This is a genomic window from Streptococcus sp. ALY_211 (assembly GCF_058314555.1).
This window is the reverse complement of the sequence record NZ_JBZFUN010000001.1, coordinates 303,551-324,743: the sequence shown is the minus strand read 5'-3', so window position 1 is coordinate 324,743 and position 21,193 is coordinate 303,551. Positions and strand designations below refer to the sequence as shown.

Below are 21,193 nucleotides of genomic sequence, written 5' to 3'. Positions count from 1 at the left end.
CCACTTTAACTCACCTCTTAATCCTCAGCTATAGCCATCTTATCACTTAAAAATTCAAAGCCATCTGGTATCAGATGCGATACTTCCTCTTCTTGACTGACTTGATCAGGCGATGCTGAATCTTTTTGCCGGCGCATATGCTGGGCAAACTCAGTACGAATCTCCTCAAAATCAGCCTTAGGCACTGCCATGATTTGAGGAGAAAAACCAGCGGCTTGACTCATGATATTACCAAACATGGTATTTAAATCACTTCGCTTCATCGCCTGCTCTGCATTAAAGGAGGATTGGAAGGCTAAGATAGCATTTTCACTATTGGCAAGTACTGGCTCAGACCCTAGTAAAAGCGCCCGATCCTGAGGACTAATAGCATCTAAAATCTCATTCCAAGAAGACTTAAGAGCGTCAAGGTATTGACGAGATTTTTCACTATCAGCAACCGTTTCTTCCATGATAGTAAGGATCTTAGACTTATCTACCTTGTAAGTAAAAACTGCCTTAGGCTTAGGCCTCCTATCATTATTAGGTAGAACAGCTAAGTCTCCTGACTGAATCTGACTCTTAAGTGAGGAAACCTCCTGCCTTAATTGAGCTATTTCTTCTTCTAGCTGTTGAGACGCAGAAGATACTGTGGAATCAGAGACTTGATCAGCCAAACTAATGGTCATCATTTCTGCGTAGATTTTTGGCTGAGCCCCATTTTTAATCTCTTGTAGACTCTTGGTCACTTGCTCAATCATCTGGAAAATCCTAGCTTGTGTCAGGTGGAGATTGGATTCAAACCCTTGGCTAAAACGGATAGTTTCACCACCAACTTGCACAACCAAAAGATCTCTAAAATAATCCAGCAAATCTGTCGCAAAACGACTCATACTCTTACCACTGTCAAATATCTGATTGAGAGCATCAAGAGCAGACAGACTATCACCAGAGGAAATACTAGAGACATAGCTGTCTAAGGCTTCTTGTCCAATACTACCGGTGATTTCTTCTGCAATCTCCTGAGTAACTTCAGAAGTAGTTGACAAACTTAAAGCCTGATCAAGAATGGATAGGGCATCGCGCATACCACCCTCTGCTTGACGTGCAATAAGATTGAGAGCATCCTTTTCGTAGGCAACCCCTTCCTGATCCAAAATTTCTGCTAAATGCTGCCTGATGGCAGGCAATTTGATCGTCTTAAACTCAAAGCGCTGAACCCTGGATAGTATAGTCGCAGGAATTTTGTGGAGCTCTGTCGTTGCTAAAATAAAGACAACATTTTCCGTAGGTTCTTCTAAGGTTTTGAGGAGGGCGTTAAAAGCCCCAGTAGAAAGCATGTGAACCTCATCAATAATATAAACTTTATAAGTAGCTCGGCTCGGTGCATAGGTCGACTTATCTCTAATCTCACGGATTTCATCCACACCGTTATTGGATGCCGCATCGATTTCGATAACATCCTCCAGACTGCCTTCAGTAATGTCCCGGCAAATATCGCAGGTATTACAAGGTTCCCCATTCACTTGATTAGGACAGTTCATGGCCTTAGCAAAAATTTTAGCCACACTAGTCTTCCCAGTTCCTCTTGGACCTGAAAAAAGATAAGCATGACTAATTTTACCAGACGCTACTGCTTGCTTTAAGGTGGTAGCCACAACTTCCTGTCCAACTAGCTCAGCAAAATTCTGGCTGCGGTATTTACGATAAAGAGCTTGGTACATTACCCATTTACTCCAAACATCTCAAAATTCCATTGAGTCGCTTCAACTAAAATAGCAACAAATTTTTCTAAAAATTCCTGATCCACTGCATCATAATCGCCGATTTCAGAAGAGTCTAAATCCAAGACACCAAGCAACTGGTCATCTTTGATCATCGGAACGACAATCTCAGACATGGCAGCTGAATCACAAGCAATATAATTATCATGCTTGGTCACATCGTCAACGATCAAGGTCTGTCTTTTTTGAGCCGATTCCCCACAGACCCCCTTACCAAGGGTGATATGGACACAAGAAACATGACCTTGAAAAGGTCCCAACAAAAGCTCACTACCATCATAAAGATAGAAGCCTGTAAATACAGAATTGGGAAGCCCTTGACGCAATAAGGCAGAGGCATTAGCCAAGTTTGGCAATGGATTAGTCTCTCCTTCTAAAAGAGATTCCAACTGCGCTAGCAATAACTCATAATTTGATTGTTTTTCTTTATTATTCATATCCACATTATAGCAAAAAAGACCAACAAGAGCTAACTTTTAAAGATATTAAAAGTCGTAAAAAGAGGCCAGACTTTTGTCCCACCTCCCATAAATTATTCTTCAGTTCCCAGTAGTTTATCTCCAACTACAGCAGCAAGAGCACCACCGATGATAGGCGCTAGGATAAAGATCCATACTTGAGCAAGCGCATCACCACCAACAAAAAGAGCTGGTGCCAAGCTACGAGCAGGATTTACTGATAAGCCAGTGATATTAAGGCCTAGCAAGATCATAAGGGCTAAAGTTAAACCAATAACAATCCCCGCAATCTTACCATTTCCCTTACTGTCGGATGTTACAGTCACAATAACGAGAACAAAAATAAAGGTTGCTAGAACTTCAAAAAGAAAACCAGCTAATGGACTCACACCCTCAGCCAGAGCATTTTGCCCAAGCCCAACTTTAGCAATTTTCAATCCTGACTGACTAGCCAAAAAGAAAAGAGAGGATGAAGCAAGAATTGCACCAAGAATTTGAGCAACAAGGTAATTGATCAATTCATTAGAAGACAAACGCTTATTGATAAACATAGCAATGGAAACAGCTGGATTGAGATGAGCACCTGAAACAGTACCTACAGAGTAAGCTGCTGCTACGATTGACAGCCCAAAAGCAAGGGCAATCCCAACATGGCCAATCCCTTCCATACCATTACCAAATACAACTGAACCCGTCCCGATAAAGACAAGCATAAAGGTTCCAATTAATTCTGCGAAAAATTTTTTCATTTTTCCCTCCCATAAATAATTAATACAGGAGTTATTATAGTGTAGCCTATTTGAAAACGCAAAGATTTTGACTTAAAAATGCAATAATTTTGTCATTTTACTTTCAAAAAAGTCCATATTATACAAAAGTTAAACTTAATTAGTCTTTTTTCTTTTGCAAAAAATCAAAGACCCTCTGATTAAAATCTTTAGCTTCACTGTAGGCTGAGTGCCCCAAATTTTCATAAAGGTAGACAGAACACCCCAGCTTATCTGCCAGCTCTAGACTGGCTTGGCCAGATACCACCAAATCTTTCGCACCGCCAATGACAAGCGTCGGACAGTTGATGGCCGGGAGATCTTCGTAGACATCAAAGGTCAGACAGGCTTCAGCCAAAATCAGAAAACGCTCAATCTCCTTTGGTTTTAAGCATTTAGCCAAGAGTGCAATCAGCCATCTGTGCTTGCGCACATAAGTGTCCGAATACATTTTGGCAAACATGTCCTTGATTAAACCTTCCCAATCATGCTTTTGGGCTAAGGCTATCCAGCCGCCAATAGTTGACTGAACACAAGCATTTTGCTGCGACAGGGTTACTCCCAGCACTAAGCGGCTAACTAATTCTGGATGCTTAATGGCTAGACTTTGGGCGATCATACCGCCCTGTGATATTCCTACAACATGCGCACTTTTAAGACCTAACGCTGTCATCGCCAAAGCTAAATCATCTGCCATATCTGATACTTGATAACCTGTCGGGATATGATTCCTGCGGTCAAACATATAAATCTTATAATTCTTGGCAAAGAGCCGGTACATGACAGACATCTGCCAAGCCTTCCCACGCAAGCGTGACAGGCTCAATCCTGAAATCAAAATCAGCGGCTGCTTGCCTAAGCCAAAAGTAAGATAGTCAAGCTCTAAATTATCTCTCCTGAATGAAGCGTTTTTAGCTTTATACATTGCCGTTCTCCTAGAATAGTAGCAGCTATAATAGCAAAAAATCACTCTGATGAGTGATTTGCTTCTTCTTAATAATATTCACCTTGGCGGTAGTTCCAAGAGTTGAAGGTATCTGATAAATTCATCATAATTTTATCAATATCTAGACCCTTGCGAATAACGACCGGACAGTTATCAATAGAGCGGCTACCTTTGCCTTGTTCAGGAATGAGTTTACCGTCCTTATCAACCATAGAAACCATCACACCTTGCTCATAGCGGGTTTCCACTGTTTTATCAGGCTGAATAGATGCCACGTAGTCATCTGCTTCAATAACTAAATCAACAGCATTTTCAATCTTATCCCCGATACCATCAACCTTACCACGGTTACCTTTACCAGATGGGTTGGCAGAGGACGCATAGACCATCTTACCTTCTTTTTCCCACATTTCCTTAGCGATCTGTTCACCAGCTACACCAAACTTGATCACAAAGCATGAAGTCTTACGGCTATCGGTCATCAGCTCTTCACGACCATCTCCAAATGCTTGGAGCTTAGCATAAGCATCTTCACGCCACGGGAGGATACAGCCAAGAAGAATGTCATCATCCCAGTGTTTTTGGTAGAAACTGTCGATTTCAGGGGTTAACTGGGCTAGAGCACGCAGCTCATCCATGCTACCACAAAGAACTACACCTGGTTTATTGCGATTACGATCTTTGGCTTGAAACTTACGCTCCAAGCCAGCTTTATCGCTGGTCATAATAATGTAGCCAACCTTGGTTGGGGTCACAATACAACCACCTTCACCCTTAAGAATCTCAAGGCCTTCTTGGTTAAGATTTCCATCCCACTGCACATGTTTCGTCATAAATTATTATCTCCATCTAAATCAAATATCGACTCGCTCATTTTAGCATGAAACGAGCTACTTTTCAAGTAATTTTCTGAATTTTCAAAAACCAACAAAGCATTACTACTGCCAATAGCTTGGACGATTTTTTTCGTACTCAGCGATTAAATCTTCATATTGAAGTGTAATCCCAATATCATCAAGACCATTGAGCAGCTTGTGCTTCCAATCGCCATCAATCTCAAAGCTAAACTCCCCTACCGGAGATAGAATCTTTTGAGATTGCAGGTCTACTGTCACTTGATCGGTAGGATCAAGGGCAGCTAATTTTTGGCGCACATCCAAAGGTTGGACAATCGGCAAAATCCCATTGTTAAGGTCATTATTGTAATGAATATCCCCGAAAGAACCAGCAATAATGACCTTAAATCCGTAGTCAGCCAGAGCCCATGCCGCATGCTCCCGTGAAGACCCAGCACCAAAATTATCTCCTGTGATCAGGATAGTAGCCTTGCGATAAGGACTAGTATTAAAAATGAACTCTGGATTTTCAGTATAATCATCATCCAAATAACGCCATTCATACATGAGGTACTTACCAAAACCTTTTTTATCAATCAGCTTTAAAAACTGCTTGGGAAGGATTTGATCGGTATCGATATTATCATTCATCAAGGGAACCGTGGTCCCAGTATATACTGTAAATTTTTCCATAGTACTGATTACACCTTACTGCGCTTCTGGTAATTGACGAACATCAACAAAGTGACCTGCTATAGCTGCGGCAGCTGCCATAGCTGGACTACAAAGATGAGTTCTAGCACCAACCCCTTGACGATCCTCAAAGTTCCTATTGCTGGTTGCAGCCGCATGGACACCAGAAGGAACCTTATCAGGATTCATTCCTAGGCACATAGAACAGCCCGGATCCCGCCATTCAAATCCTGCATCCAAAAATATTTTATCTAAGCCAATCGCTTCTGCCGCTCGCTTCACTGGACGTGATCCAGGCACTACGATTGCGGTCACATTCGGAGCTGTATGCTTTCCTTTGACAAAGTTTGCTGCTACTTTTAAGTCGCTGAGACGAGCATTGGTACAAGAACCGATAAAGATATAACCAATTTCTATATCTTCGACTTTACCGCCTGGTTTAAGATCCATATAATGATAAGCCCGCTCATCATTCATATCTCTAATCTCTGGAAAGACTTCATCATACGATACCCCCATAGATGGATTGGTTCCCCAAGTCACCATAGGAGCTAAATCAGACACATCCATCTCGATAACCTTATCATAATGGGCATCTGGATCTGATACTAGTGTCTTCCAATCAGCAACTGCCGCTTCAAAATCAGCTCCCTTCGGCGCTGCTTCACGTCCTTGAACATAATCAAAGGTTGTTTGATCAGGATTCATAATTCCTATCTTAGAGCCAAATTCAATGGACATGTTACAAATGGTCATACGCTCTTCCATGCTGAGTGCTTCAATAGCTTCACCAACATACTCAACAACATAACCGACACCGACAGAAACACCATATTTAGCGATCAAAGCTAGGACATAATCTTTTGAATAAACCCCCTTTTGTGGTTTACCTGTAAAGCGAACCAAGAGTTTCTTAGGCTTCACTTGCCAAAGTGTCTGTGTCGCAAAAACATGCTCCACTTCTGTCGTCCCAATACCAAATCCGATAGCGCCAAAGGCCCCATGTGTCGCAGTATGACTATCACCGCACACGATAAATTTCCCAGGTTGAGTTCTACCTGATTCAGGACCAACCATATGAACAATGCCTTGATTTTCGGCACCGTGTGGCGCATAAGGAACATTAAATTCCTTGACATTGCGCTCTAAAGCATCCATCTGCGCCTTTGATATGGCATCACGAATATCAAAAATATTAACTGTCGGTACATTGTGATCAAAAGTTCCAAAGGTCAAATCCGGTCGACGAAGCTGACGCCCAGCTTCACGCAGACCGTCAAAAGCCTGTGGGCTTGTTACTTCATGTATATAATGTTGATCCACATACATGAGCTGGGGTTCTCCTTGGGTTCCTGTAATCACATGACGATCCCAGATTTTATCAAAAATTGATTTTCCACTCATATTAAACACTCCATAGCAGATATATTATTACAGCATCTATCATGATACCTAAATACCAAGACATCTTAAAATACCATTTTAAAGTCTTGTGGTGAAAGAGCCTACCACCTAGAAAGGCACCTATACCACCACCAACTAAACAGACCAATAGCAAGGTCTTCTCAGAAATGCGCCATTCTCCCTTAGCAGCACGCCGCTTATCAAGAGCATAAAGCATGAAGCTCAAAGCATTCCATATTCCTAAGATCAACCACATCATTTTATAAATGACTAATAATAGCAGCGGTCATTTGTGAGGTATCAGCCTGACCGCCTAGATCACGAGTCAAGATTCCTTGCGCCAAGGTACGCTCTACTGCTGTCTCAATCATACTGGCAGCCCGATCATCATCGAAAGACTCACGTAACATCATAGCAACTGATAAAATCATGCTAATCGGATTGGCCAGTCCTTGACCAGCAATATCTGGAGCTGAGCCGTGAATGGGTTCATATAAGCTTGGCCCTTTTTCTGAATGGCTAGCAGAAGGCATAACACCTAGAGTACCAGGCAAAACACTGGCTTCATCTGACAAGATATCACCAAAAAGATTCTCTGTCACGACAACATCAAAGCGGGCTGGATCTGTAATCATCAGCATAGCTGCACTATCCACCAGCTGATGCTCCAAGGTAACATCTGGATACTCTTTTGCGACATCATCTGCTACCCTACGCCATAACTTTGAGGTAGCCAACACGTTTTGTTTATCAATACTTGTCACCTTCTTGTGACGAGTACGTGCTATATCAAAAGCTTTAACCATGATACGTCGAATTTCTTTCTCAGAGTATTCATTGATGTCACGCGCTGTCTCATCTTCAAGAATATGATCCCCGAAGTAAATCCCTCCCGTCAATTCACGAACAACCACAAAATCCACATCAGCAATACGCTCAGGCTTGAGTGGCGACAAGTGCTTAAGAGGCTCAAAGATTTTTAGCGGACGAATATTTGCAAAGAGATTAAGTTCTTTACGCAAGGCTAGGAGACCTTGTTCTGGACGACTAGACGCATGATCGTATTCTGGTGAGCCAATCGCTGCCATCAAAATAGCATCTGCTTGCCGAGCAGCCTTCAAAGTTTCCTCGGGCAGTGGGTGCCCTGCTATATCAATCCCTGCTCCACCAAAAGGATAGGCTTCTACTATGTAATCAAATCCTGTTTTCTTAGCTACGGATTCAAGAACTTCTAGTCCTGCGGCCATGATCTCAGGACCAATTCCATCACCAGCTAGGCTAACAATTTTTTTTGTCATACCAATCTCCCTTGTCTACATGTCTTTCTCAGACAGACGATGACCTATCTCACCGGCATTTTCCCTTTGGACAAAAGCATTAGCATTGATATAAGCTATACTGCTTGCCTTCATCACATCAAACTCAACACCCGTGGCATTAAAAATGGTACCAGTATCAACATTTTCAACAGATACCGACACACGAGCCTGAGCATCGATACCATCTGTTATCGCATCAATACTATAGCTAAGTAATTTGACCGTCTGATTGAAGAACTTATCAATAGCATTGAAAGCAGCTTCTACCGATCCCTTACCATTGGCAACAACATCGACTCTTTCAGCATCCACATTTGCCATAGTTACCACTGCCGTTACAGTTTCGTCATTGTTAGAAGTTAGCTTAAGATCAGCAAAGTGGAAACCTTCTGGATTATTGACTTCCACACCTTCCACCAGGGCTATAATATCAGCATCCGTAATCTCATGTTTTTTATCTGCCAATTTCTTGAACTTGGCAAACAACTCAAGAATTTCATCCTCTGCAAAATTCAAATCAAGCTCTCTAAGCTTCTCAACGAAGGCATGACGCCCTGATAATTTCCCTAATGGTAAAGAGTTCTTTTTCACTCCTACCAATTCTGGAGTGATAATTTCATAGGTCAACGGATTCTTAAGCACACCATCTTGGTGGATACCAGATTCATGAGAAAAGGCATTGCCACCAACCACAGCTTTATTTTTAGGTATTGGAATCCCAGAGAAACGAGATACCATTTCTGAGGTAGTCACCGTCTCATTAAGAACTACATCACTAGATACTTGGTAGTAATCTTCACGAATATTAAGCGCAACAGCAACTTCCTCCAGAGCCACGTTACCAGCACGCTCACCAATACCATTGACAGTTCCTTCAATACGGCCAGCACCATTTTTAATAGCTGCCAGGGTATTAGCAGTTGCCATACCCAAATCATTGTGGCAATGAGGGCTAAAAATAATATTACGATCAGATTTTACATGTTCAATCAAATACTTAAAAATATGGCCGAACTCCTTAGGAGTTGTGAAACCAACTGTATCTGGAATATTGATATAAGTAGCACCAGCATCAACAGCTGTTTGAACAACCTCAAGTAAGTAATCCAATTCTGTACGTGTCGCATCCTCAGGAGAAAACTCAACAACCTCAAAATATTGGCGTGCATAAGAGACATGTTCCCTAATTAATTCAAGGATCTCTTCCTTAGATTTTTGCAGCTTATATTCCCTATGGATAGGACTCGTCGCTATAAAAACATGGACCTGTGGATGTTTAGCATCTTTCAACGCTTCATAGCAAGCATCAATATCCGATTTAACAGAACGAGCCAGCCCTGTTACAGCTGTTGTCGTCATAGTCTCTGCAATGCTCTTAACAGCCTCAAATGAATCTGGACTAGCTGCTGGGAAACCAGCCTCAATAGCTGAAATTCCCCATTTTTCTAATTGCTTAGCAATCGCAATCTTTTCTTTCACTGAGAAGTTAACACCTGGTGTTTGCTCCCCATCTCGCAATGTCGTATCAAGAAATTCAATTTTACGCATGGACCAACCTCTTTCTAATAGTTATCGAAAGTTTCTCATCAATCTAACAAAAAACATCTCGCTCTTCCAAGCGAGATGTTTTGACGCCCGCTTGGTAAGCCAAACAGGACTAATGCTTATGCACTAGCCCTCATCCCTCAACAATAAAACTGTAGTAGAATGTGATGTCATTTGACTGCTTCCCTTCGATAATTCTTGTTTATTATCCTAACGTATTTATAAATTGATGTCAAGGATTTTTTAGAAATTTTCTGAAAAATCGCATAATTCACGCTAAAACAACAACCAAGATCTATCAATACATCTCCAGATCTGCTAGACTAAGAACATTACCCTACACAGACTATTAGGTGATCTAGCACTAATGAACACTACTAATTACCCTTGTGTAACTAAAAGATTTTTACAAGGTCCCGTCTCAGACAGTTCACCGAATTGTTAGGCTAACCGAGTGACAGCTCCGAACAGTCTGGAAAGCTGTTCAGAGATAAATAAAAAATCTGCCACTTAAAAATAGAGAGTGACAGAGATATGAGTTCTAAAATAAGGGATCTCAACCCTGGTAAAACTTCATCTACCAGGGTTGATGTGACTATTTATCATCTAAAATAGAAGCGATCTTAGTATTGATGAGATCAATAGCTACGGTATTAGAAACGCCTTCTGGAATAACGATATCAGCATAGCGCTTAGTTGGCTCGATAAACTGATGATACATAGGTTTAACCACGCTGGTGTATTGCTCGATAATACTATCTAGACTGCGGCCCCGCTCCAGCATATCCCTTTTGATCCGTCGAATAATCCGAATATCATCATCGGTATCGACAAAAAGTTTGATATCCATCAAGTCTCTTAGACGTTCATCCTCCAGAACCAAAATTCCCTCAACGATAAAAACATCCTGAGGCTCCTGCCGATACGTTTCACTGCTTCTAGTATGCTGAGTATAATCATAAATAGGAATATCCACCGGGCGACCAGCCTGCAACTCCTTGATATGCTCAATCATGAGCTCTGTATCAAAAGCTAAAGGATGATCATAGTTGGTTGATATTCGCTCCTCAAAGGTTAGGTGGGATTGATCCTTATAGTAGGAATCATGCTCAATCATCGCAATCTTTGAATTAGGAAAATGATTGAGAATTTCCCTTGATACACTGGTTTTACCACCACCAGAACCACCTGTCACACCAATAATAATTGTTTTTTTCTGCATAAAACCCACTCGTATCTAATCTGAAATCATCCCCTATTATACCCTAAAAGATGATATAATAAAAGTCACCATTAAAGGGACAGAAAGACCTTCAGGCTCTGTTTACAAAGTCCCGAACTAGAATTAAGGAATCCACTATGTCTATTCAATTACCCTCACTTTTAGCAGAACAATTAAAATCAGCTGGCATTCAAGAGCTAACACCAATCCAAGAACAAGCCTTTGCCCCCATCTTGGCCGGCAAAAACCTACTAGGCATTAGTCCAACCGGAACCGGAAAGACACTGGCCTATCTATTGCCACTTTTAAGCAAACTGACCAGCAAAAAAGCTCAGCAAATTTTAATCCTAGCCCCCAATACTGAATTAGCCGGCCAAATTTTCGAAGTCACTAAAACTTGGGGAGAGCTACTTGGCTATACGGCTCAAGTTTTACTATCAGGATCCAGTCAAAAGCGTCAAATTGAACGCTTGAAAAAAGGTCCTCAGATTTTAATCGGAACACCAGGACGTGTCTTTGAGCTGGTTAAGCTTAAAAAGGTTAAGATGATGACTGTCGATACCATCGTCTTGGATGAGTTTGATGAACTATTAAGTGATTCTCAATATCAGTTTGTTCAACGTATCAGTCACTATGTTCCCCGAGATCATCAAATGATCTATATGAGTGCGACTGACAAAGTTGACCACAAAGAACTGGCGACAAACACACAGATCATTGATCTTAGCGATCAGCAACTCAACAATATTCAACATTACTACCTTCAAGTGGATAAACGTAACAGGCTAGATTTATTACGTAAGCTGTCAAATATCCCTGATTTTCGCGGACTCGTTTTCTTTAACAGTCTCTCCGACTTAGGAGCCGCTGAGGAACGCCTTCAATACAGTGGTGCTTCTGCTGTTTCCCTAGCTAGTGACGTTAATGTCAAATTCCGTAAAGTTATTCTAGAAAAATTTAAAAATCATGAGTTAGCCCTGTTACTGGCGACTGATCTTGTTGCTAGGGGGATTGATATTGAAAATTTAGAAATAGTTGTCAATTATGAAGTTCCTCGTGACAAAGAGGCCTATACTCACCGAGCAGGCCGAACTGGCCGCATGGGAAAGTCTGGGATGGTTATAACGTTCATTACTCATCCAGAAGAGCTAAAAAAGCTGAAAAAATTTGCACAAGTCCAAGAAGTCAGTTTAAAAAATCAAACCTTTCTCCTACATTGATAAAAGGCTGAGACTTTTGTCTCAGCCTTTTTATTTAGTCAATTTATTTGCTAGGTGCAGTAGCTGGAAGTTCTTATCTTTCTCGCCTAGAAATCAAATGTTTCGCATTACCGATGTTCTATCCCACTCTTTTAAGCACTCAATCATTGAGTTCACGTAAAGGACTAAAAACAATCCTCTCGATGTCATTAAGATAAACAGAAATGGCCTGCTGCGCTTCCAAATAAGAACTGAGTAAGGCATTGCCTTCAATCTTTTTCCCAAACTCAGTCACTTTGGCTTGCTGATCTTGATCAGGCATATTACCAGATTGCATAGCTGACAAAACTGTCGCCTGCAGATCTGAAAACTCTTGATAAAGAGCTTTTGCCTGCTCATCCTTATCGATCTCCGCCTTTGTCTGAACTAAGCGCTGATATTCAGGCAAATGACGAATCCCTCGCTCTAAAGCGTTGGCCAAATCGTAGACATTTTCCATTTGAATTTCCCTTTCTAAAATTAATATACTGCTACATCAGGCAATCACTAATTTATAATCCGTATTCTCAGAAATAACACGTTTCGCATGCTCAAGATCTTTCTCATTTTTAAAGGAGATCTGTAAGATACCGTAGATGTCTTCACGATTTTTTTCATTGATACGCACATTGACCAGAGAAGTCCCTCGTAAGAGCTCTAAAATATGCAAAATAACATCCTCTTGGTCGGGAACATCTACAAAGAGATCATAGAAGGAATCGACACCACCCTTTTTGTGAATTTCCATCTCTTGACGTTTCAATCGCCCATCATTAAAAAAGTTCCAAATCGCATCTTCATCACCATTTCTAATGTAACCTGCGACTTCATCCAGACGCTCTTTGAAATCATCAATACGCTCCAAAACCGCTTTCTTATTCGACAAAAGAATGCTGGACCACATGCCTGGCTCACTCTCAGCGATACGAGTCATATCTCTAAAGCCTCCAGCAGCAAACTGATTCGTCAAAGAATGTCTCTTAGCATAATCAGCTGCCTGCTCCATCAGAGAGGCGGCTAAAATATGCGGAAAATGACTAACCTGCCCCGTGACATAGTCGTGCTCTCCAGCATCTATTTGAATATAGCGGGCATGCAATCCACTTAGCAAATCTTCTAATTCAGGAATCGTACTTGCTTGAGTATTCTTAGCTGGCGTAAAAATATAATAGGCATTCTCAAAAAGATTAACATCAGCAGCCACTGCACCAGATTTATGAGAACCTGCCATAGGGTGAGAACCTACAAATTGAACAGAACAATCAGCAAAATACCGATCAGCTGCTGCTACAATCTCCACCTTGGTAGAACCAGCATCTGTGATAATAACATCATCTTTGAGTTTCATCTGAGATAGTATCTTCATGAACGCAATGGTTTGCTTGATGGGAACAGCCAAAATAATAATGTCTGCAATTGGTGCAAAAGTTGTGAAATCTGCTGTAGCACGATCGACAATCCCTCTTTCGAGAGCCACCTGTCGGGAGGCATCAGAGCGATTGTAACCTAATATCTCATAATCCGGGTGCCCACGCTTAATGCCCAAAGCAATAGAACCACCAATCAGACCTAGTCCTGCAATATAAATTTTCTTTGCTGCCATCAGTCACTCCCATTCATCTAGCCCAGTTAGCTGCTCATAATGACACTTATACTAGCTTAAAAGTTTTTAACATACTTACGATAATTAGCAACCGCCTCTTTGAGTTCTTCCATATTGTCAGACGAGAACTTATCTAATATTTCTTGAGCAACAACTGTTGCAACTACAGATTCCATCACGACACCAGCCGCAGGAAGAGCCGTTGGATCCGAACGCTCAACGGTCGCCTTGTAAGGCTCATGCGTCTCAATATCAACGGACATAAGCGGCTTGTACAGCGTAGGTATTGGCTTCATAACACCTCGAATAATCAAGGGTTGCCCATTGGTCATTCCTCCTTCAAAACCACCGAGATTGTTGGTTTTGCGGGTATAACCATCTGCCTGATTCCAAAGAATTTCATCCATGACCTCAGAGCCTTTGCGGTAACCAGCCTTAAAACCAACACCAAACTCAGCTCCCTTGAAAGCATTGATGGAAACAACAGCTTGAGCCAATTTAGCATCTAATTTACAATCCCATTGAACAAAGGAACCCAAGCCAGCTGGCACACCACCGACAATCGTTTCAACAACACCGCCGATAGTATCTCCCTCTTTTTTGATCTGATCAATATATTCCTTGATCTCCTGCTCCCGCTCACGATTCACAATAGAGATTTCTGATTGAGCTGCTAAAGCTTTAATCTCAGACACGGTCAAATTTTCTGGGACATCAATTTCCTTGCCGCCAAAAACAACAACATGATTAGCAATCACAATGTCTAGCTCTGAGAGGATCCTTTTAGCGACTGCACCGACTGCCACTCGCATAGTTGTTTCACGAGCACTTGATCGCTCCAAAGAGTTGCGCAAATCATCAAAGCGATATTTCATTCCACCGACCAAGTCTGCATGTCCAGGACGTGGATGCGTAATTTTTCGCTTAGTCTTTAGACGTTCTTCGATAGGCTCAGCAGACATGATATCCAGCCATTTTTGATGGTCTTTATTGATAACATCCATAGTAATAGGAGCACCGGTCGTCTTACCATGACGAACCCCCGAAGTAAAGACCACTTGATCACTCTCAATTTTCATACGGCCACCACGACCATAGCCACCCTGACGACGCTTGAGATCCCGATTAATATCCTCTGCTGTTAATGTTAGACCAGAAGGAACTCCCTCAATAATAGCAGTTAATCGAGGACCATGCGACTCACCAGCTGTTAAATATCTCATTATTTCACCAAATATTCTTTCATTTCCGCTAGAGGAATCTCATTGATAGCAGCTTGTCCAATCTCTGGAACAATAACTGTCTTAATCTTGTTGCCACGTGCCTTTTTATCGTGTACCAAAGCCTTATAAAGCTCTTCACTCTTCCATGGAAGATAATCTACAGGAAGATTAAATTTAGCACACATCTCCTTAATTTTTTGAGTAATCCCGACCGGCATCAGACCTTTTTGCTCTGCAACTTGAGATAACTGCACCATACCGATAGCTACAGCCTCCCCATGCATAACCTTTCCATAGCCGGCCGTCTGCTCAATCGCATGACCAATCGTATGACCAAAGTTGAGATACATACGAACGCCGCCTTCAAATTCATCTTCCACAACAATTTTACGTTTGACGTTACAAGAACGATAGATAATAGAATCCGCATGCTTCAAAATAGACACAGCTGACCCATCCATACCATCAAGCTCTTCCCATAACTCGGTGTCTTGAATTAAGCCATACTTAATCACTTCACCCATACCTTCAACGAGCTCACGCTGTCCAAGCGTTTGCAATGCTTCCGGATCAATTAAAACACCATCAGGTTGCGCAAAACAACCCACAATATTCTTGGCGAACGGGGTATTGACCCCCGTCTTACCACCAATGGAAGAATCTACCTGAGCCGTGAGACTAGTCGGAACCTGTAAAAAATGAATGCCTCGCATATAAGTCGATGCTACAAATCCGGCTAAATCACCGACGACTCCGCCCCCAAGAGCAAGGATACCATCACTGCGTGTCAGACCATTTTTAAGTAAGAATTCATAAGCCTTATTAGCTGTTGTCAAAGTTTTACTAGCTTCTCCTTCTAGAAAATCAAAGACTACAGCTTCAAACCCAGCCCCTTGTAAGCTCAGTTTGACCTTTTCAGCATAGAGACCACCAACACGGTTATCAGTGATAATAGCAATCTTTTGAGGCTGCCAAAGGGCTGCCACCCACTGTCCTACGCGCGAGAGAGCCCCAGGCTCAATGACAATATCATAAGGATTATGGGTTAAATCTACTCGTAATTTCATCTACTTACCTCACTAAGTATCATAGCGCGCTTCTAACTCTTTCCAAATCGCCTGAGTAGGCATCTGCTGACCAGTCCACAACTCAAAAGCCCTAGCAGCTTGATAAAGGAGCATCCCTAAACCATTATTGGTTGCTAGCCCTTTACGTCTAGCTAATCTTAGTAAAGGGGTCTCAAAAGGTTGATAAATAACATCTGAAACAAATAATTCGGCTGGCAACTCAAGGCAATCTGCCAGAGGAAGACTGACTCCATCCATACCCACGCTGGTCGCATTGACCAAGAGGTCTGTAGCTCCAATATGCTTTTGCAAACACTCTTGATCTTCAATAGGATAGACCCTAATAGGTACCCCTGTTTCTTGGCTGATAGCATCTAACTTTTCTTGTGTTTCAGCTAACTTAGACTGACGTCTAAAAACACTGATAGCCTTAGCGCCACTAATAGCTGCTTGAACAATAATCGCTGTAGCAGCACCACCACTACCCAGAATAAGCATCGTTTTATCAGAAATGTCAAATCCCTCATGCAATAAAGCATCGAAGAAACCTAACCCATCAGTATTATAGCCTATTAATTGTCCGTCACGATTAACAACTGTATTGACAGCTCCGATCAGCCTCGCTGCTGGATCACAACCATCTAAAAAAGGGATAACCGCTTGCTTATAAGGCATGGAGAGGTTAATCCCAAACATATCATAGCGGCGAATATTATTAACAGACTCCTCAAGGTCTTCTGCCGCAATATCCCAAGCCAGATAAACGCCATTAATCCCCTTAGCATTAAAGGCATAATTATGAATAAAGGGTGAGATAGAGTGCTTGATAGGATGAGCGACAACAGCTGCCATTCTCGTATGGCCATCAATCAGCATCTAAGATCTCCTTTATCTTAGAAATATCAGCTAAGCTAAGCTGCCCTAGTGCACTGGACTCTTCAACACTAGCAAAGCTCCAGCTCGAACCAGTCAAGTCTCCTGAGATACGAGACAAACGCCCCAGTTTCCCCATCGACATCGTCACAAAATCTTGCTCAGGATTTAGGGTCTTAAAGCCACGTGTGAAATTCATCAAATCCAGCACATCTTGCTCACTCTTAGGCTGAACGGCTACCTTAACCACACGAGGCGACAGAGCGGTCAGCTCTGACAAGATACTCATCAGATTATCCGGCGTTTCTTCAAAATTATGATAGGACAAAATTAAATTAGGAAACTCCAGCATTTTCTGGAAAACATCCTTATGAGTATAATACTCAAAATCAATATAATCCAAATCATACAAGCTCGAAACTTCCTTAATAATGGCAATATATTCTTCGGAATCCAAGCTTATTTGTCCCCCTTCTGACTTTGTCCTCAGGGTAAAAATAATTTCATGACCAGGAAATTTTTCAAAAATGGCAGGCGCCACTTCAACAATTTTATCCTTGGGGAGATAATCAGCTCGCCACTCGATAATATCGGCTTGATCGTACTTTGCGCTGTCGATCTCATTAGCTTCCTCCAGGGAACGGGGCAATACAGGTACTACTATCTTCATTTTAATCAACCTTTATCGTATAAACTTTTAAATAATTACTTCGCTTATCAGCCTTATTGACCTTAAAATCTTCTGGCAATTGTTTGAAATCTAAATAATGATGAGACCGATTTAAAAAGCCCTTTTCCAACTGCTTTTTAAACTGCTCAATCGTCATATTAGAGGCATTAGTGGAAGCAATGATGAGTCCGCCGGGATTTAAAATCTCAAGAGCCTGACTGATGAGCTTATGATAATCCTTGGCAACTGAAAATGTCTGTTTCTTATTGCGGGCAAAGCTAGGGGGATCAATCACTATAAGATCATAACTGAGCCCCTTGCGCCTAGCATAGCGATAATATTCAAAAACATCCATTACAACCAGCCGATGCTGACTCAAATCAAGACCATTAGCTTCGAAATGAGCTTGCGATAACTCACGCGAACGCTTAGCTAAATCAACCGAAGTTGTCTCTGTAGCACCTCCCATAGCAGCTGCCACAGAAAAAGCAGCCGTATAAGAAAAAACGTTGAGCATTGAACGCCCCAAAGCCAAGCCATCAATCAAACCAGCCCTGACTTCATGCTGATCCAAAAAAATTCCAGTCATCAAGCCATCATTGAGAAAAACATCATAGGTCACGCCATTTTCGAGTACTCTTATTCTCGCTGGTGCCTCTGAGCCGTAAAGATGAGCAGATTCATAAGCTTGCCCTTTAAATCTGATTTTCTCATAAGCTCCAATAATTTCTGGATAGACTTTCTGAAATGCTTGAATGATAAGCGACTTGATACTAAAGACAAAAGCATTATACCAAGAAAAAACTGCATAATCTCCATAACGATCTATCGTCAAACCACCAAAATCATCCCCATCTTGGTTAAACAAGCGATAAGCCGTCGTCGATGTATCTTCATGATAAACTTGACGTGCTTGTCTTGAGATTTGAAATAACTTTGCAAAGTACTCCTGATCAAGCTGGATCCTGTCTCGGGAAACCAGCCAACCAACACCCTTATTTTGAGGGGACAGGTAAGCTGTTCCAAGAAAGCTCTGACTCCTAGAATAGACTGAAACTACTTGATTATCCAGCCCATGAGAAGGCAGATCATCAGCCACAATCAGCTTGATGCCTCGATTCCATTTGTCTGCTACTTTTGGATCCACAATAAGCTTTTTCATGGCTAATATTATACCAAAAAAACAAGAAAGTTTCTACCTTGTTTCAACGCTATGAATAAATAAATGATATAATGGAAGGTGAATTTTTTTAAATTATATTATTCGAGGAATTATTATGAAAAAGTATCTCTTCCCCTTAAAAAAATTGGGGAAAATCATTAATACACGACTAGGATTTGTCCTTGTCCTCCTATTCTTTTATTGGATAAAGTCCATCTGGGCTTATACCTTTCATTTTAATCTTGAATTAGAAGATATTTACCAACTCGTCGTTGCTATCTTTAATCCTATTCCACTCGGTCTTTTACTGCTAGGACTCCCCCTTTACATCAAGAATAGTAAAATCTTTTATACCTTAGAGATAGCTATCTATCTGCTGTTGAATATCTTGGTCATTGCTAATGCCATCTATTTCAGAGAGTTCACAGATTTCATCACTGTTAATACCCTTTTGGCCAGCTCCAAAGCTGCTGCTGGACTAGGAGACTCTGCTACCAACCTCTTTGAGTTTACCGATCTCTTTTATTTGATTGACGTGCTTGTCTTCGCTTATTTGCTGATTTCTAGAAAACTGAAGTCAGACAGTAGAGCTTTCAATAAGCGAGCGAGTTTTGCCGTCACTGCCTTTGCAACCTTATTATTTTCAATTAATCTGTTTGTAGCTGAAATCATCCGTCCTCAGCTCTTGACACGTGGTTTTTCAAACTACTATGTGGTTCGTGCTATTGGACTGCCTGCCTTTACTACCTATAGTGCCAATCAGACTTACCAAGCTCAAAAGGAGCGCAACTCTGCTTCTAAAGAAGACTTTACCAAGGTCCAAAAATATATCGATCAGAACTATGCTGCTCCAAATGATAAATATTTCGGGATTGCTAAAAATCGTAATGTTATCATGGTTCACTTGGAAAGTTTCCAGCAATTTTTGATTGACTATAAACTAGACTCAGACGGAAAAAAATATGAGGTTACTCCTTTTATCAATTCCCTCTATCACTCTAAGTCTTCCATTAGTTTTTCAAACTTTTTCCACCAAGTCAAAAATGGTAAAACTTCTGATGCTGAAACATTGATGGAGACATCACTGTACGGCCTCAATAATGGCTCTTATATGGTCAACTATGGTGGTGATAACACTGCTTATGCAGCGCCATCTATCCTGTCTCAAAAAGAAGGATATACCACAGCTGCTTTCCACGGTAACACAGGAAGTTTCTGGAATCGAAACAATGCTTATAAAAGATGGGGCTACAACTACTTCTTCGATGCCTCTTACTTCCAAGATCAAGACAGCAGTAACTCTTTCCAATATGGGCTGAATGATAAATACTTCTTCAGCGATTCCATCAAGTATATGGAGATGCTACAGCAACCCTTCTATACTAAGTTCTTAACCGTTTCCAACCACTACCCTTACACCAGTCTCAACAGTGAGAAATCAGAACTTGGCTTCCCACTTGCTGATACAAGCGACAATACTGTCAATGGCTATTTCCAAACAGCCAACTACCTAGATACTTCTCTCAAATATTTCTTTGACTACTTAAAACAAACGGGTGTCTATGATAACTCTATCATTGTTCTATACGGAGACCACTATGGCATTTCTAATACACGCAATAGAGCTCTGGCTCCTTTGCTAGGCAAGGATCCTGAAACCTGGTCAGATTATGACAATGCTATGATGCAACGTGTTCCCTATATTGTTCATATTCCTGGATATAACCAAGGATTCATCAGCGATACCTACGGTGGACAGGTGGACCACTTGCCAACCCTACTTCATCTACTAGGAATTGATACTAAGGGCTATTCACAACTGGGACAGGACCTATTGTCTAAGGATAATGATAATGTCGTTGCTCTTAGAACACAAGGCAACTATATCGCTCCTGACTATACTAATTATGCTGGTAAAAATTACGATACCAGAACCGGTCAAGAAATTTTCAAGCCTTCCGCAGATACTCAAAAACGTTTCGATGAACTCAAAGTCATCGCCGATGACCAATTAAAAAATAGTGATGCCATTCAAACTGGTGACCTGCTAAGATTTGCTAAGATTCCAGGCCTTAAGCCAATAGATACTAGCCAAGTTTCTTACAGCAATTCTTACGAGATCCTCAAAACTCAAAATAAAAAACTCGGGAAGAAATCTACCAGCATTTATCATAAAAATGGCAATAAAACAACGGTAAACCTTTATCAGCCACTCAGCTACAGTGATCTCAACAGCAGTTCATCAAGCTCTGGTAAATCTGGATCATCAACAACTTCCAGTTCATCACGAAAAAAAGAATAGCAAATAACAAAGAGTCTGGAATAAAATCCAGGCTTTTTAGCATTTGCCCAAAATTTAGCAGATTATGTGAAAATCAACAGTTAGAATTATTAGCAACCCCAA

At 41.3% G+C, this 21,193-nt stretch carries 20 protein-coding genes; 2 read left to right on the top strand and 18 right to left on the bottom strand.

Going from position 1 to position 21,193, the window contains the following annotated elements:
- Positions 1-17: 17 nt before the first annotated feature.
- The 11 genes from dnaX to udk form a co-directional block, all read right to left on the bottom strand.
- Positions 18-1,703 (bottom strand): DNA polymerase III subunit gamma/tau, encoded by a 1,686-nt coding sequence (gene dnaX, locus AC4HAJ_RS01540; RefSeq protein WP_491078388.1) that lies wholly within the window; start codon positions 1,701-1,703, stop codon positions 18-20.
- Positions 1,703-2,200 (bottom strand): GAF domain-containing protein, encoded by a 498-nt coding sequence (locus AC4HAJ_RS01535; protein ID WP_491078387.1) that lies wholly within the window; start codon positions 2,198-2,200, stop codon positions 1,703-1,705. Before AC4HAJ_RS01535 ends, dnaX begins: the two co-directional genes overlap by 1 nt.
- Positions 2,201-2,295: 95 nt before the next feature.
- A complete protein-coding gene (locus AC4HAJ_RS01530) occupies positions 2,296-2,970 on the bottom strand; it encodes an MIP/aquaporin family protein (protein ID WP_491078386.1) in 675 nt (224 codons plus the stop codon).
- A 139-nt stretch (positions 2,971-3,109) separates the two neighbouring features.
- Positions 3,110-3,913 carry an alpha/beta fold hydrolase gene (locus tag AC4HAJ_RS01525; protein ID WP_491078385.1) on the bottom strand — a complete coding sequence of 268 codons (804 nt, stop codon included), beginning with the start codon at positions 3,911-3,913 and terminating at the stop codon, positions 3,110-3,112.
- A 68-nt stretch (positions 3,914-3,981) separates the two neighbouring features.
- Positions 3,982-4,767: an L-threonylcarbamoyladenylate synthase gene (locus AC4HAJ_RS01520; protein ID WP_491078384.1), complete on the bottom strand. Its 786-nt coding sequence runs from the start codon at positions 4,765-4,767 to the stop codon at positions 3,982-3,984.
- 105 nt (positions 4,768-4,872) lie between these two features.
- Positions 4,873-5,463: a 3-isopropylmalate dehydratase small subunit gene (gene leuD / locus AC4HAJ_RS01515; protein ID WP_491078383.1), complete on the bottom strand. Its 591-nt coding sequence runs from the start codon at positions 5,461-5,463 to the stop codon at positions 4,873-4,875.
- Positions 5,464-5,478: 15 nt separating this feature from the next.
- On the bottom strand, positions 5,479-6,867 hold the full coding sequence (gene leuC, locus AC4HAJ_RS01510; protein WP_491078382.1) for a 3-isopropylmalate dehydratase large subunit: 1,389 nt from the start codon (positions 6,865-6,867) through the stop codon (positions 5,479-5,481).
- 1 nt (position 6,868) lies between these two features.
- Positions 6,869-7,126 carry a DUF1294 domain-containing protein gene (locus AC4HAJ_RS01505; RefSeq protein ID WP_491078381.1) on the bottom strand — a complete coding sequence of 86 codons (258 nt, stop codon included), beginning with the start codon at positions 7,124-7,126 and terminating at the stop codon, positions 6,869-6,871.
- Between the two features lies 1 nt (position 7,127).
- On the bottom strand, positions 7,128-8,165 hold the full coding sequence (gene leuB, locus AC4HAJ_RS01500) for a 3-isopropylmalate dehydrogenase (RefSeq protein ID WP_491078380.1): 1,038 nt from the start codon (positions 8,163-8,165) through the stop codon (positions 7,128-7,130).
- A 15-nt stretch (positions 8,166-8,180) separates the two neighbouring features.
- The gene (locus AC4HAJ_RS01495) at positions 8,181-9,734 is read right to left on the bottom strand and encodes a 2-isopropylmalate synthase (protein WP_491078379.1); all 1,554 of its coding nucleotides are present in this window, start codon (positions 9,732-9,734) and stop codon (positions 8,181-8,183) included.
- Between the two features lie 592 nt (positions 9,735-10,326).
- A complete protein-coding gene (udk, locus tag AC4HAJ_RS01490; RefSeq protein ID WP_491078378.1) occupies positions 10,327-10,953 on the bottom strand; it encodes a uridine kinase in 627 nt (208 codons plus the stop codon).
- 137 nt (positions 10,954-11,090) lie between these two features.
- Here udk and AC4HAJ_RS01485 point away from each other — a divergent pair, with 137 nt between their 5' ends.
- Positions 11,091-12,173: a DEAD/DEAH box helicase gene (locus tag AC4HAJ_RS01485; protein WP_491078377.1), complete on the top strand. Its 1,083-nt coding sequence runs from the start codon at positions 11,091-11,093 to the stop codon at positions 12,171-12,173.
- A 139-nt stretch (positions 12,174-12,312) separates the two neighbouring features.
- On the opposite strand, the gene AC4HAJ_RS01480 is transcribed toward AC4HAJ_RS01485, so the two are convergent.
- Genes AC4HAJ_RS01480 through AC4HAJ_RS01450 form a run of 7 tightly spaced genes read right to left on the bottom strand, consistent with a single transcriptional unit; the run spans position 12,313 to position 18,789 of the window.
- Positions 12,313-12,651, bottom strand: a complete 339-nt coding sequence (locus tag AC4HAJ_RS01480; protein WP_491078376.1) for a YlbF/YmcA family competence regulator — start codon at positions 12,649-12,651, stop codon at positions 12,313-12,315.
- A gap of 36 nt (positions 12,652-12,687) precedes the next feature.
- Entirely contained in the window at positions 12,688-13,794 is a 1,107-nt protein-coding gene (locus AC4HAJ_RS01475; protein WP_491078375.1) for a prephenate dehydrogenase, read from the bottom strand.
- A 56-nt stretch (positions 13,795-13,850) separates the two neighbouring features.
- Entirely contained in the window at positions 13,851-15,017 is a 1,167-nt protein-coding gene (gene aroC / locus AC4HAJ_RS01470) for a chorismate synthase (RefSeq protein ID WP_491078374.1), read from the bottom strand.
- Entirely contained in the window at positions 15,017-16,084 is a 1,068-nt protein-coding gene (gene aroB, locus AC4HAJ_RS01465; protein ID WP_491078373.1) for a 3-dehydroquinate synthase, read from the bottom strand. The genes aroC and aroB overlap by 1 nt, the downstream gene beginning before the upstream one ends.
- 12 nt (positions 16,085-16,096) lie before the next feature.
- Entirely contained in the window at positions 16,097-16,960 is an 864-nt protein-coding gene (locus AC4HAJ_RS01460; protein ID WP_491078372.1) for a shikimate dehydrogenase, read from the bottom strand.
- Complete coding sequence (gene aroD / locus AC4HAJ_RS01455; protein ID WP_491078371.1) at positions 16,950-17,627, bottom strand: type I 3-dehydroquinate dehydratase; 678 nt, start codon at positions 17,625-17,627, stop codon at positions 16,950-16,952. Before aroD ends, AC4HAJ_RS01460 begins: the two co-directional genes overlap by 11 nt.
- A gap of 1 nt (position 17,628) precedes the next feature.
- Positions 17,629-18,789: a class I SAM-dependent rRNA methyltransferase gene (locus tag AC4HAJ_RS01450; RefSeq protein WP_491078370.1), complete on the bottom strand. Its 1,161-nt coding sequence runs from the start codon at positions 18,787-18,789 to the stop codon at positions 17,629-17,631.
- A 115-nt stretch (positions 18,790-18,904) separates the two neighbouring features.
- Here AC4HAJ_RS01450 and AC4HAJ_RS01445 point away from each other — a divergent pair, with 115 nt between their 5' ends.
- Positions 18,905-21,091: an LTA synthase family protein gene (locus AC4HAJ_RS01445; protein ID WP_491078369.1), complete on the top strand. Its 2,187-nt coding sequence runs from the start codon at positions 18,905-18,907 to the stop codon at positions 21,089-21,091.
- Positions 21,092-21,193: the final 102 nt, after the last annotated feature.

What these genes read in the sequence shown, in the direction of transcription:
- dnaX (WP_491078388.1), bottom strand. Translation starts at nt 1,703, where the DNA reads ATGTACCAAGCTCTTTATCGTAAATACCGCAGCCAGAATTTTGCTGAG.
- AC4HAJ_RS01535 (WP_491078387.1), bottom strand. Translation starts at nt 2,200, where the DNA reads ATGAATAATAAAGAAAAACAATCAAATTATGAGTTATTGCTAGCGCAG.
- AC4HAJ_RS01530 (WP_491078386.1), bottom strand. Translation starts at nt 2,970, where the DNA reads ATGAAAAAATTTTTCGCAGAATTAATTGGAACCTTTATGCTTGTCTTT.
- AC4HAJ_RS01525 (WP_491078385.1), bottom strand. Translation starts at nt 3,913, where the DNA reads ATGTATAAAGCTAAAAACGCTTCATTCAGGAGAGATAATTTAGAGCTT.
- AC4HAJ_RS01520 (WP_491078384.1), bottom strand. Translation starts at nt 4,767, where the DNA reads ATGACGAAACATGTGCAGTGGGATGGAAATCTTAACCAAGAAGGCCTT.
- leuD (WP_491078383.1), bottom strand. Translation starts at nt 5,463, where the DNA reads ATGGAAAAATTTACAGTATATACTGGGACCACGGTTCCCTTGATGAAT.
- leuC (WP_491078382.1), bottom strand. Translation starts at nt 6,867, where the DNA reads ATGAGTGGAAAATCAATTTTTGATAAAATCTGGGATCGTCATGTGATT.
- AC4HAJ_RS01505 (WP_491078381.1), bottom strand. Translation starts at nt 7,126, where the DNA reads ATGATGTGGTTGATCTTAGGAATATGGAATGCTTTGAGCTTCATGCTT.
- leuB (WP_491078380.1), bottom strand. Translation starts at nt 8,165, where the DNA reads ATGACAAAAAAAATTGTTAGCCTAGCTGGTGATGGAATTGGTCCTGAG.
- AC4HAJ_RS01495 (WP_491078379.1), bottom strand. Translation starts at nt 9,734, where the DNA reads ATGCGTAAAATTGAATTTCTTGATACGACATTGCGAGATGGGGAGCAA.
- udk (WP_491078378.1), bottom strand. Translation starts at nt 10,953, where the DNA reads ATGCAGAAAAAAACAATTATTATTGGTGTGACAGGTGGTTCTGGTGGT.
- AC4HAJ_RS01485 (WP_491078377.1), top strand. Translation starts at nt 11,091, where the DNA reads ATGTCTATTCAATTACCCTCACTTTTAGCAGAACAATTAAAATCAGCT.
- AC4HAJ_RS01480 (WP_491078376.1), bottom strand. Translation starts at nt 12,651, where the DNA reads ATGGAAAATGTCTACGATTTGGCCAACGCTTTAGAGCGAGGGATTCGT.
- AC4HAJ_RS01475 (WP_491078375.1), bottom strand. Translation starts at nt 13,794, where the DNA reads ATGGCAGCAAAGAAAATTTATATTGCAGGACTAGGTCTGATTGGTGGT.
- aroC (WP_491078374.1), bottom strand. Translation starts at nt 15,017, where the DNA reads ATGAGATATTTAACAGCTGGTGAGTCGCATGGTCCTCGATTAACTGCT.
- aroB (WP_491078373.1), bottom strand. Translation starts at nt 16,084, where the DNA reads ATGAAATTACGAGTAGATTTAACCCATAATCCTTATGATATTGTCATT.
- AC4HAJ_RS01460 (WP_491078372.1), bottom strand. Translation starts at nt 16,960, where the DNA reads ATGCTGATTGATGGCCATACGAGAATGGCAGCTGTTGTCGCTCATCCT.
- aroD (WP_491078371.1), bottom strand. Translation starts at nt 17,627, where the DNA reads ATGAAGATAGTAGTACCTGTATTGCCCCGTTCCCTGGAGGAAGCTAAT.
- AC4HAJ_RS01450 (WP_491078370.1), bottom strand. Translation starts at nt 18,789, where the DNA reads ATGAAAAAGCTTATTGTGGATCCAAAAGTAGCAGACAAATGGAATCGA.
- AC4HAJ_RS01445 (WP_491078369.1), top strand. Translation starts at nt 18,905, where the DNA reads ATGAAAAAGTATCTCTTCCCCTTAAAAAAATTGGGGAAAATCATTAAT.